The organism is Rhodococcus sp. ARC_M6 (genome assembly GCF_022810305.1).
GTDB lineage: Bacteria > Actinomycetota > Actinomycetes > Mycobacteriales > Mycobacteriaceae > Rhodococcus_F.
In genome coordinates, this window is record NZ_JALGQH010000027.1 from 1 (window position 1) to 12,244 (window position 12,244).

At 62.7% G+C, this 12,244-nt stretch carries 10 protein-coding genes; 3 read left to right on the forward strand and 7 right to left on the reverse strand.

The window, feature by feature from the left end; all coding sequences use genetic code 11:
- Positions 1-435 precede the first annotated feature (435 nt).
- On the forward strand, positions 436-1,290 hold the full coding sequence (locus tag MTX36_RS22530; protein WP_243621877.1) for a hypothetical protein: 855 nt from the start codon (positions 436-438) through the stop codon (positions 1,288-1,290).
- A gap of 64 nt (positions 1,291-1,354) precedes the next feature.
- On the opposite strand, the gene MTX36_RS22535 is transcribed toward MTX36_RS22530, so the two are convergent.
- The gene (locus MTX36_RS22535; protein ID WP_243621878.1) at positions 1,355-3,097 is read right to left on the reverse strand and encodes a glycerol-3-phosphate dehydrogenase/oxidase; all 1,743 of its coding nucleotides are present in this window, start codon (positions 3,095-3,097) and stop codon (positions 1,355-1,357) included.
- 103 nt (positions 3,098-3,200) lie between these two features.
- On the opposite strand from MTX36_RS22535, the gene glpK reads away from it, so the two are divergent.
- Complete coding sequence (gene glpK, locus MTX36_RS22540) at positions 3,201-4,691, forward strand: glycerol kinase GlpK (RefSeq protein ID WP_243621879.1); 1,491 nt, start codon at positions 3,201-3,203, stop codon at positions 4,689-4,691.
- On the opposite strand, the gene MTX36_RS22545 is transcribed toward glpK, so the two are convergent.
- Both MTX36_RS22545 and MTX36_RS22550 read right to left on the reverse strand, forming a co-directional pair.
- A complete protein-coding gene (locus MTX36_RS22545; RefSeq protein WP_243621880.1) occupies positions 4,688-5,872 on the reverse strand; it encodes a PLP-dependent aminotransferase family protein in 1,185 nt (394 codons plus the stop codon). The genes glpK and MTX36_RS22545 overlap by 4 nt on opposite strands.
- A gap of 167 nt (positions 5,873-6,039) precedes the next feature.
- Entirely contained in the window at positions 6,040-7,443 is a 1,404-nt protein-coding gene (locus tag MTX36_RS22550) for an NAD(P)H-quinone dehydrogenase (protein ID WP_243621881.1), read from the reverse strand.
- A 177-nt stretch (positions 7,444-7,620) separates the two neighbouring features.
- Here MTX36_RS22550 and MTX36_RS22555 point away from each other — a divergent pair, with 177 nt between their 5' ends.
- On the forward strand, positions 7,621-8,091 hold the full coding sequence (locus tag MTX36_RS22555) for a gamma-glutamylcyclotransferase (protein WP_094272033.1): 471 nt from the start codon (positions 7,621-7,623) through the stop codon (positions 8,089-8,091).
- Here MTX36_RS22555 and MTX36_RS22560 read toward each other — a convergent pair.
- From MTX36_RS22560 to MTX36_RS22575, 4 genes are read right to left on the reverse strand one after another with little or no spacing between them, the layout of a single operon-like run.
- The gene (locus MTX36_RS22560) at positions 8,088-9,146 is read right to left on the reverse strand and encodes a hypothetical protein (protein ID WP_243621882.1); all 1,059 of its coding nucleotides are present in this window, start codon (positions 9,144-9,146) and stop codon (positions 8,088-8,090) included. The two genes, MTX36_RS22555 and MTX36_RS22560, sit on opposite strands and share 4 nt — an antisense overlap.
- Before the next feature lie 55 nt (positions 9,147-9,201).
- The gene (locus MTX36_RS22565; RefSeq protein ID WP_243621883.1) at positions 9,202-10,350 is read right to left on the reverse strand and encodes a M20 family metallopeptidase; all 1,149 of its coding nucleotides are present in this window, start codon (positions 10,348-10,350) and stop codon (positions 9,202-9,204) included.
- A complete protein-coding gene (locus MTX36_RS22570; RefSeq protein WP_243621884.1) occupies positions 10,347-11,507 on the reverse strand; it encodes a M20 family metallopeptidase in 1,161 nt (386 codons plus the stop codon). The genes MTX36_RS22565 and MTX36_RS22570 overlap by 4 nt, the downstream gene beginning before the upstream one ends.
- A 12-nt stretch (positions 11,508-11,519) precedes the next feature.
- Positions 11,520-12,218 carry an enoyl-CoA hydratase/isomerase family protein gene (locus MTX36_RS22575; protein ID WP_243621885.1) on the reverse strand — a complete coding sequence of 233 codons (699 nt, stop codon included), beginning with the start codon at positions 12,216-12,218 and terminating at the stop codon, positions 11,520-11,522.
- Between the last annotated feature and the right edge of the window lie 26 nt (positions 12,219-12,244).

The following is a 12,244-nucleotide window of genomic DNA, read 5'->3' on the forward strand; positions in this document are numbered from 1 at the left end:
CGACGAGGGCGCAATCGGATTCGGCACCGGTCAGCTGCGCTGACGGACCGTAATTTCCCACCCCCGACTCCAACATCCCTCCACCGTATTCGAAACTATGTTCGGAGACAACAGTCACGGGCAAATCAGTCGGAATAGTCCGAAAATGCTCACCACGGCTGGTCAACGTGTCTCGACGGAGTGCAGCACTTGCGCATCATCGAGGTGCGTACTGGCCTCCGGCGATCAGAATCGGAAGGCCAGAGGGACAAAGCAAATCATCACTCTTCATCAGGGCGAAGCGCAGCGGGGCATCGGTTCGAAGGAAACCGAAGGTGGGCGGTGGATCTCAACGCAGGAAGCAACCGAGATTGAATCGCGTAGGCGGCCATTGATGACTCGGCGGCATCATCGCTGATGCCGTAGTGAGCGCGCTAAGACCGATACGGTGTGCTCATGCTCTGGCGTTGGTTTGCAGTCGTGATCCTTGTGCTCGCTGTCGCCGGCATCTGGCGGGTGACCACCCCCGACCGACCTGTTGCCGCAATAGTCGACGCCGAGACGCTGGAGTGCGCGCCTCCGTATCCCATCGGCCCACGCCAGGCGACACCAACGGCAACGGTTCCCGACGGTTTCGTACCCGTCGCCGCCCTCACGTGCGACCCCTATGTCAGCGACGCCGTGGCAGCCGACCGTACCGTCAGCTTCTCTGCTCACCGTTGGGAGGGTGATTTCGGTCGGGCGGTGAAACTGCTGAACCGTTCGTCCGAGCACACGACCTGGTTTCCCGGCGGCTGCGGCGACAACTACAGCCTGGCCGTGCTGGACGAATTCTGGTTGGTCGACGATCGAGGCCGAGCAATACGGCCGGGGCATCCCTCCGACTCGTGTGGACTCCCGAAACCCGGTGGCCTGGCGGCTGTCAAAGAATTGACGTCGGTCGGCAGTACCGAACACCGAATAACCTTGTCCGACGATCAGATCTACGAACTGTCGCATTGCTGGCCGACGTACCGACCTCCCACAGCAGGTACCACGCTGCCGACATCACTGTCGGCGGGCAGCGGTTTCTGTCGATTCTCCTCCACCGAATTCGTCGGTACATCGTGGACAACGGAAACCGTTGACGGTCTCCCATCCGCACCCGACTGTGACGCAGTGGCCACCGAGGTGGCATCGAGGATGTACCTGGACGGTTTCACAAACCAGGAACGATTGCTCACCGTCGAACTCGACGGCTGCCACCGCGTCATCGCCGACGGCTACGCGCCACTGCAAGCGTCGGACGAACTGTTGGCGTCTTTCCGGTAGCGCTGCGCACATGATCGTTTGACGACCCTGTCCTGGCGAGCCCCCGGCAACGGTTCGAGGCGCACTAGATGCGGTCCGGTACCACCACTACGGGCTCGAGGATCTCGGCCCGCGATTCCGGCGCAGCGGCGCGCAATGCGTCTGCTGCTTCGTCATCCGGCTGAGCCTGCGATTCCACTTCGGCTTCGACCCGAGCGCGGTAGGTTTCGACTTCCCGCGCAACAGCCGCGGCGTCCCAACCCAGCACCGGCGCAACCAGTTCCGCGACCTGCTCAGCGCAGTTGACGCCGCGGTGCGCATACTCGATGGAAATTCGCAGACGCCGAGCCAAGATGTCGTCGAGGTGCAAAGCACCCTCGGCCGCGGCGGCGTACACGGCCTCTACCTGGAGGTAATCCGGCGCATCCGTGATGGGCTGCAACAACTCCGGGGTTTCCCGCCCGAGTTCTAGTACCTCGGTGATCAGTGAGCCGTAGCGGTCCAGCAGATGCTTGACCCGGTACGGGTGCAGACCGTACTGCTCACCCAATTGCATAGTCTGGTTGACCAAAGCGAAGTAGCCGTCGGCACCGACGAGCGGCACCTTCTCGGTGATCGACGACGCGACCCTGGACGGAATATCTTCGGACGCAACATCAACGGCATCTTCGGCCATGACGCGGTACGTCGTGTACTTGCCACCGGCGATAGCTACCAAACCGGGAGCGACTCGCGCCACGGCATGTTCGCGGGACAGCTTCGACGTCTCGTCGCTCTCTCCGGCGAGAAGAGGACGCAAGCCCGCGTACACACCGTCGATGTCGGCATGAGTCAACGGCGTCACCAACACCGAATTGACGTGGCCGAGAATATAATCGATGTCGGCTTTCGTTGCTGCCGGGTGAGCGAGATCGAGGTTCCAGTCGGTGTCCGTCGTACCGATGATCCAGTGGTTGCCCCACGGAATCACGAACAGCACAGACTTTTCGGTGCGCAGGATGATCGCAGCTTCGCTGACGATCCGGTCCCGCGGGACCACGATGTGAACACCCTTCGACGCCCGGACACGGAAACGGCCGCGCTGGCGTGAGAGAGCTTGAATCTCGTCGGTCCAGACGCCGGTGGCGTTGATGACCACGTGGCCCTTGATTTCAGCGGTGCGGCCGTCCTCGCAGTCGCGGACGCGGACGCCCGAAACACGATCTGCTTCACGAAGGAAGCCGACAACCTGCGTCGAGGTGCGCACCACTGCGCCGTAGTGCGCCGCGGTACGAGCCACCATCATCGTGTGACGGGCGTCGTCGACCACGGTGTCGTAATACTGAATACCGCCGGTCAGCGAACTACGTTTGAGGCTCGGAGACATCCGCAACGCACCGGCACGGGTGAGGTGCTTCTGCGAGGGCACCGATTTGGCGCCGCCCATTCGGTCGTACAGGAAGATTCCGGCCGCCATGTAGGGCCGTTCCCACACACGGTGAGCCAACGGGAACAGGAACTTGAGGGGCTTGACCAGGTGAGGTGCAAGCGTCGTCAAGGACAGCTCACGTTCGCGAAGCGCCTCCCGGACGAGACCGAATTCGAGTTGCTCGAGATATCGCAAACCGCCGTGGAACATCTTCGACGAACGAGACGACGTTCCCGACGCGTAATCGCGGGCCTCGACCAACGCGACCTTGAGGCCACGCGTCGCCGCATCGAGCGCCGTGCCGACGCCGACCACGCCGCCGCCGACGACAATGACGTCGAACTGCTGGTTTTGAAGCTGTTCCCAGGCAGCTTCACGCTGCTGTGGGCCGAGAAACTGCGCACCCTGCTGCTTACTCAACCCGGTCTCCTGTGAGTCGACGACGAATTCTGATCCAGGCTAGTAGCTTCATCCACATACTGCGACAGCGTTGGACAAGACAGCGCTCGAACCGAGGAGACGTGTGAACCAGTACATCGCCGCCATCGATCAGGGCACGACGTCCAGCCGATGCATGATCTTCGATCACGACGGTTCCGTCGTCAGCGTTGCTCAGAAGGAACACGAACAGATCTTTCCGCAAGCCGGTTGGGTGGAACACGACCCGGTAGCACTGTGGATCAACACCCGCGAAGTGGTGGCGGGCGCACTCGCGAAGGCCGACCTCACCCGCGCCGACATCGCGGCCGTCGGAATCACGAATCAACGTGAGACAACCGTGGTCTGGGAGCGCAAGACCGGCAAGCCGATCTACAACGCCATCGTCTGGCAGGACACGCGTACCGATCAACTCTGCCAGGAACTCGGTGGCGAAGACGGACCGGACAAGTACCGCGCCAAGACCGGCTTGCCCCTGTCGACGTATTTCTCCGGGCCGAAGATCCGATGGATTCTCGACAACGTGGACGGCGCGAGAGAGAAGGCGGAGGCCGGAGAATTGTGCTTCGGCACCGTCGATACCTGGATCCTGTGGCACCTCACCGAGGGCACGCACGTGACAGATGTCACCAATGCGTCACGCACGATGCTCATGGATCTCGAGACATTGCAGTGGGACGAGTCCATCTGCGCCGATTTCGGAATCCCGATGTCAATGCTGCCGGAGATTCGCAGTTCCTCCGAGATCTACGGTAAAGGTCGCCCGCGCGGAAACCTTGCCGGAGTACCCGTAGCCGGCATCCTCGGCGATCAGCAAGCCGCCACCTTCGGCCAGGCATGCCTGGCCGAAGGTGAAGCCAAGAACACGTACGGCACCGGCAACTTCCTACTGCTCAACACCGGCACGACGCCGGTACACAGCAAGCACGGTTTGCTGACCACCCTCTGCTACAAACTGGGCGACGCCCCGGCCGTCTACGCGCTCGAAGGTTCTGTTGCCGTATCCGGCTCCCTCGTTCAGTGGTTGCGCGACAATCTCGGAATCATCCAGAGCGCCAAGGACATCGAGCCCCTGGCCTTGACCGTCGAGGACAACGGCGGCGCCTACATCGTTCCCGCATTCTCCGGCCTGTTCGCCCCGCGCTGGCGCCCCGACGCTCGTGGTGTCATCGTCGGCCTCACCCGCTTCGTCAACAAGGGCCACCTGGCGCGGGCCGCCCTCGAAGCCACCGCCTACCAAACCCGCGAGGTCATCGACGCCATGCGCAACGACTCCGGCGTGACACTCTCCGCACTGAAGGTCGACGGCGGAATGGTGGTGAACGAAACCCTGATGCAGTTCCAATCCGACATCCTGGGCGTGCCCGTCATCCGTCCCGTGGTCAACGAGACAACGGCCCTGGGCGCGGCCTACGCCGCCGGCCTTGCCGTCGGCTACTGGGCCGATACCGACGACATCCGAAACAATTGGGCCGTCGGCAAGACCTGGGAACCTTCGATGGAGGAGTCCGAACGCGCGCGTCTGTACGCCGAGTGGAACAAGGCCGTCGAGCGTACGTACAACTGGTCGGACTAGACCAGAGTTGCGGCAGCGAAGGCGTCGCGCAGCTTCTGCGCGGCGTCTTCCAGCACCGCTTCGGGATACGTCGCAAAGCACAGGCGAGCCGAGCGGCTCAGATCTGCGTCAACCGCGAATGCGTTGCCCGGGACAAATGCCACACCATGTTCGACGGCAATATCGAGTACGGATGCGGTGTCGACCTCCGCCGTAGTGTCCATCCAGCAGAACATCCCACCGCGCACGGCCGAGAACCGCGCAGCGTCACCGAAGCCGTCTTCCAACGCACTGACCAGCGCCTTGGCCCGGCTCCCGTACGACGCACGCAGCATGTCCAGATGCGCGCCCAGCCACTCGTGATCCGAGAACAAGTCGGCTGCGATCTGCTGCGTGAGCGAAGAACCACACAAGTCTGCGCCCTGCTTTATCAGCTCGACCGCCTCGCACACTCGGCGATCACCGTGAAGCCAACCGACACGCAGAGCCGGCGCCAGCACCTTCGACGCACTGGAGAGCCGAATCACTCTCTCGGACAACGCCGCAACCGGAAGCGGCGGCGGGCCGTCGAAGTAGAGCTCACCGTACGGGTCGTCCTCGAGAACCCAGAAGCCGTATCTATCAGCAAGATTCGCGAGATGCGTGCGGCGTGGAGCCGAGAGAACGGACCCACGCGGATTGTGAAAGTTACTCACGGTATGAACAACTTTGGGACGCAGGCCACCTGAGAGTCGTTCTTCCAGTACCGCTGTATCCATGCCGTTCTCATCGACCGGCACGGGAACCAACATCGCCTGCGCAGTCCGAAACACCTGCAGTGCACCGGTATACGCCGGATCTTCCACGACGACGATGTCACCCGCATCGAGCAGAACCTGAGCCAGCAAACTCAAACCCTGCTGACTGCCATGTGTGACAACAACGTCGGAAGACTCGAGCACGCGGCCGATCTTGACGGATTCACGAGTAGCAATCACCTCGCGGAGGCGCCGTAGGCCCGATGTCTCGCCGTACTGAACGGACGACGCATCAGCGAGGGCATCGTGCGCGGCTTGCGCAATGCGTTCTCGTGGAATGAAATCCGGATCAGGCAGGCCACCGGCCAAGCTGATCACGTCGGGGCGAGCCGTCAATGTGAGTAGGTCACGGATTGCAGAACTACGGAGTCCGTCCATACGAGCGGACAGCGCGGCGTTTTTCATGGAAACTCCCAGGCAGGGGGAAGAATAAATCAGAGGAATAACACTCTGAGCCGCCGAGGGGTCTACGGACAGGGAGAGCGCCGAGGTACCGATCCATGATTCGACCGGTACCTCGACTATCCCACCATCACACCAATATGTGAAATCTAATTCTCAGATTCTAGGAATCAGTCGAGGTCGTCGTGGCGCATGAGCTGACGTGCGGCCTCGGTGATCGAACCTGTCAGTGAGGGGTACACGGAGAACGTCTGCGCAAGATCGTTGACGGTCAGGTTGTTCTGAACCGCCATGGCGAGCGGCAGGATCAACTCGGATCCGTTGGGCGCAACCACAACTCCGCCGATAACCACGCCGGTAGCCGGACGGCAGAAGATCTTCACGAAGCCGCGACGCAGGCCGGACATCTTGGCACGCGGGTTGGTGTTGAGCGGCAACATGACGGTGCGGGCGGGAACCTCGCCGTCGTCGATTGCCGCCTGCGTCACGCCCACCGTCGCGATTTCGGGGCGCGTGAACACTGCCGACGCCACCGTCTTCAACTTGATGGGGCTGACGCCTTCACCGAGTGCGTGGTACATCGCAATGCGGCCCTGCATGGCAGCCACCGACGCGAGCGGCAGCAGACCCGTGCAGTCGCCCGCTGCGTAGATACCCGAGGCCGTGGTGCGCGAAACGCGGTCGACCCGAAGGTAGCCGCCCTTGTCCAGCTCGATGCCGACCTTGTCGAGGCCGAGGTTATTCGTGTTCGGTACCGAACCGACCGTCATCAGGGCATGGCTGCCCTCGACCGTACGACCGTCGGACAGCTTCACGATGATGCCGTCCTCGGTGCGCTCGACAGCGTCTGCGCGCGCATGCTTGACCAAGATCACACCGCGTTCGGCCAAAGCATCTTCGAGCACGAGGGCGGCGTCGGCGTCTTCGCCCGGGAGCACGCGGTCACGGCTGGAGACGAGCGTCACCTTGACGCCCATCTCCGTGTACGCGGAGACGAACTCTGCGCCGGTCACTCCGGAACCGACAACAACGAGGTGGGAAGGCAGCTCGTCCAAGTCGTAGAGCTGGCGCCACGTCATGATGCGCTCGCCGTCCGGCTCGGCACCCGGGATGATCCGAGGGCTGGCACCGGTCGCGATCAGCACGACATCGGCGGGGATGGTGCGCTGCTCACCGTCGGCGAGGGTCGCCCGCACCTGGTGAGTGGCCAAACCCAGTTCCTGGTCGGTCAGTTCGGCACTACCGGAGAGGACCTCGACGCCGACCGTCTGCAGGCGAGTGCGAATGTCCGAGGACTGGGACAACGCGAGCGCCTTGACTCGGGAGTGAATCTTGGGGAGCGAGACTGTGGCCTGCTCGGGATCGAGCGTGATGCCCAGATCGGATGCACGACGCATATCGGTACGGATACCGGTCGATGCGATGAAGGTCTTGGACGGCACACAGTCGAAGAGGACACAGGCTCCACCGACTCCATCCGAATCGACCAGGGTGACGGTTGCGCCGTGCTGGGCAGCAACCAGCGCTGCCTCATATCCGGCAGGTCCGCCGCCGATGATCACGATCCGGGTCATGTGTCCTCCAAGTAATCAGGCGACCGACAGGGGTCTCCCGCCGATCTACTCACCTAAAACGAGCACGCGTGGGTCACGCTATTGCAGCGAACGACGTCGCGCAGTGCTTGCACCAGATTACTAGCGTGCAGTGGTCCGCTTCGCTTCACCCTTGCACCACCGTTTAGGCTTGCGCCCGTGTCGATTTATGCTGCATACGGTTCCAACATGCACCCCGAGCAGATGTTGTTACGCTGCCCACACTCCCCCATGTCGGGGACGGGATGGTTGCGTGGCTGGCGCCTGACCTTCAGCGGCGAGGACATGGGCTGGGAAGGTGCTCTCGCCACTGTGGTGGAGGACCCGGATTCCAGCGTCTTCGTCGTTCTCTACGACGTGCCGGAAGAGGACGTCGTAAGCCTCGACCGCTGGGAAGGCGCAGAGCTCGGCCTACACCGCAAGATTCGTGTGCGCGTCGACACGGGCGACGGCGCAGTACTCGCCTGGCTGTACGTCATGGATGCCTACGAGGGCGGCCTTCCGTCAGCGCGGTACATCGGAGTGATGGCCGACGCTGCCGAGATCGCCGGCGCTCCCGCCGACTACGTCCGTGAACTGCGGACGCGGAACAGCCGGAACGTGGGCCCCGGGAATGGTTTGACCGACTAAAGCAGTAGGAAGTACGCCAGGGCTGCCAGCGCAATAACTACCAACGCCGCGCTCACTCCGATCACGATACGTGCGTAGCTGCGCTTTTCCGGCTCGATCTCGGCCACCGCAACCTCGGGTTCGGCGACGACAGTCGCCGCCGCAACTCGTGGAACGTTGTCGAAGACTTCGGTGACGTCGTGTGACGGCGGCAGTCCGATGGGCACGATCTGGTGCGACGTCGAGGTAAAGCCGGCCGCAAGGATCGCCGCACCGAGCGCAGCGGACTGCTCCGGTCCGGGACCGAGTTCACAACGCACACTGAGCTTTTCTGCAACACCGACCGCAATTGCCGTCATTGCGGCTTTATCGCCCGCCATGTCGCCGTCTCCGGTGACAACTACGGCGTCGAGGTTCTCCGGCATCCAACCGAAGGCGCCGAGAGCCGTCGCGATCCGCGAACTCGGAGAACTTCCGTCACCCGCAAAGCCAAAGGCACGACCGGCCGCGACACCCGAGCGAACCAGCGTGACGGCCGCTCCCATGTCGTCGACGTGATAGATCCCGATGAGTGTTCCGGCCAGTGCAGCAATCTCGGATTCGAACCACGCCGACACCGCTTCGGCATCCGAGACGAGAGTGATGTGCTCGAGGCCCGCGTACACCAGCGAATCCCGCAGGATTGCAGCCGTCGACGAATCCCAGCGCGACGGGTACGTTGCCACGATGTCGGGTGCGCCGCCGTCGCGACCACCCCGATCAGGCAGCGGCTCGCATTCCTGCAGCAGACACCGAATCGAGGTTGCCACCAGATCCTCAGCGCGATAACGGGTATCAGCGCTTCCTGCAACACCGCTCGGATCTCCGACGCGACCGACGAATCCACTCCAACTCTCGGCAAATTCGCGACCCGCGCCCAACTCCGGCTCACCGCCGAGCACGGTTCCGCCGTCCTTGCGTTTATTGAGAACGGTATCTCGCACAATCACAACCGGATCAGCAGAGCCCGGGTCGTTCGACGCCACCACGGCCGTCGACACCACTGAGCCGATTCGCACTCCAACACCTATCGACATGCCCGTACCTTCACTCGAACCCAACGAAAAACGGTGCCCCCGACGGGAACCGGCACTAACCGAGAACTAGGCCCGCGAGAACCTTCACACCGACACCGAGTGCGCGCTCGTCCAAATCGAACGTGGGCTGGTGAATGTCGAGTTGATCCCCTTCACCGGACCACACACCCAACCGCGCCATCGCACCAGGAACCGTCTCGAGATACCACGAGAAGTCTTCTCCACCACCGGATTGCGGGGTGTCCGCCAGGGCGTCCTGCCCGACTGTGCCGATGGCGTCCTCGAACATACGCGTCGAGACTTCGTCGTTGACTACCGGCGGGACACCACGTCGATAGTTCAGGTGATAACGAACGCCGGTGGGGGCGAGCAGTCCGTGCACGATTTCCTCGACGAGCGGTTCGAGCAGTTCCCACGTTTCGTGATCACCGGTTCGGACCGTGCCGGTCATCATGCCGGTCTGCGGAATCGCGTTGGGAGCCTGGCCGGCGCTGACAGCGCCCCACACCATGACCGTGCCGGTGCGCGGATCGATACGTCGACTGAGCATTCCGGGCAAACCCGTGACCACTGTTCCGAGCGCGTAAATCAGATCGGTGGTCAGGTGTGGCCGAGACGTGTGCCCGCCCGGTGAGTCCAGAACAACCTCGACGGTATCAGCGGCCGATGTGATCGGGCCCAGTCGCACACCGACCTGTCCGGCCTCGAGTCGCGGATCGCAGTGCAGAGCAAAGATTCTCGACACACCTTCGAGCGCGCCGGCAGCAATGACGTCGAGCGCGCCGCCCGGCATCACTTCCTCTGCTGGTTGGAAGATCAAGCGAACCCCGACGGGCAGTTCCGGCAGCGACGCCAGGGCCAGACCGGCACCCAACAGAATCGTGGTGTGAGCGTCGTGCCCGCAGGCGTGGGAAACGCCGGGGACGGTCGACGAATACGTCGCTCCCGTCGCTTCCTGCATCGGCAAGGCATCCATGTCGGCGCGCAACGCGATCCGCGGTCCGTCCGGACCGATGTCACACGTCAGACCCGTGCCGCCAGGAAGAATTTTCGGCGAAAGACCGGCCGCTGTAAGTCGTGTCGCGACGAATTCCGTTGTCGCGTACTCGTGGCGGGCCAACTCGGGGTTAGCGTGAATGTGCCGTCGCCACGCGACAAGATCGTCGGTATGCGCGTGAATCCAAGTATCGATTGCCGCGTTCACCGGCGATCTACTCCTTCCAACAGGCGGGCGCGTTCCGATGGATCGGACGCTACCCGGACAGCAGTGCGGGCCAATGCGATTGCACCGTCGATGACGGCGCGATCAGCAGATTCCGTGACACAGGCCGCGGCGAACTCCGGTTGATGCGTCACTGCCCCAGCAGAATCCAAACCGATTACCGGGTGAATTCCTGGAATCACGTTGGTGACATTACCCATATCGGTACTGCCGAGCGGACGCGAGCGTTCCCATTCGAGTGCCAACGGCACCCGTCCCAGATCTGCGATCTGCTCGCGGTAGACATCCGCAAGCCACGCGTCGGGCGTCAGTTCCGTGTATGTCGGGGATACCGTGCGGATTTCGTGCGTGCAACCGGTGCCCAACGCCCCGGCAGCAAAACAGGCTTCCGCACGCTCGGACAGATTCGCCAGGGACTCCGCTGTCTCCGCGCGTAGGTAGTACAACAATTCCGAGCGCGCCGGAACAATGTTCGGAGCAGCGCCGCCGTCGCTGACGATGCCGTGAATCTGCTGCCCCGGCAGAAGGTGCTGCCGCAGCAGGCCCACCGCCACCTGGGCGAGGGTCGCAGCGTCCGCCGCATTGAGTCCGAACTCCGGCGCTGCCGACGCATGGGCTTCGCGACCGAAATAGTTGACCGCAATATCCGAGAGCGCCAGGGACGTAGCGCCGACGATATCGATGGGACCCGGATGCACCATCATCGCCGCGCCCACCCCGTCGAATGCACCACGCTCGAGCATCAGCACCTTGCCACCGCCGGTTTCCTCGGCTGGGGTTCCGATCACTCGAACGGTGATGCCGAGCTCATCGGCGACAGACGCCAACGCGATACCGGCACCGACAGCCGCGGCCGCAATGATGTTGTGCCCACAGGCATGACCGATTTCCGGAAGAGCGTCGTACTCGGCGCAAATCGCGATTACCAACTCGCCGCTGCCGTAGGTCGCGTCGAACGCAGTCGGGAGATCGGCAATGTCCCGCGTGATCGCAAAGCCGTGCTGCCCCAATAGCTCGGAAACTTTGGCTGAGCTGCGGAATTCCTCGAACGCAAGCTCCGGATCGCTGTGAATCGAATGCGACAGCGCAATCAGATCGGTCTCCACAGACCTGACTGCACCGTCGACATTGTGATTCACCGGATCATTGTCTCACCCGAACGAGAAGTTGCTCTTGTCAGTCACCCGTCCAAGATCAGCCAACACGTCACGATGAATTCCGGCCTTGATTCCGGCCAGGTTCTTGCCGTGCGTCGCTGTCAGCGCAGCAGCCTTGGCAACGGCTGCCGCGAGCACCGCGTCACCGTCCACGGTCTCCTGCACAATTCCGGCGGCAAGCGCGTCGACGCCTCCGAAACGACGGCCTGTCGTCATCGCCTCGACCGCAGCCTGCTTGGGCAGGCGACTGTTGAGGAGTGCCGACATTCCTACGGTGAACGGCATGTTCAAGCTGACCTCGGGCAAGCAGTAGAAACCGCGATCGCTGCGCATGATCTGGAAATCATGAGCCGTCGCGAACATTGCGCCGGCACCGAAGGCATGACCCTGGACTGCGGCCACAGTCGCCATCGGGAAGGCCAGGAGACGGCTGTAGATGGTGTGAACCTTGTCCAGGTAACCCGGCAGACCGTCGGCGTTGGAGAAGATCCACGTCGTGTCCAGGCCGTTCGTGTAGAACTTGCCCGTTGCCGTGGTCACCAGCGCGGCCGGACCCTCATGGGCCGCGACCTCGTCGAGCTTGCTGTGCACCTCGTCGATCCACTCGGGACTGAAGCGGTTCTCGTTGTCCGTTTCGCCCTCGTTGCCGAGGTACAGGATGAATACGTCGCCGTCGCGTTCGAGATAAGGCATGGATGGGAGACTAACGCCCCAGCGCA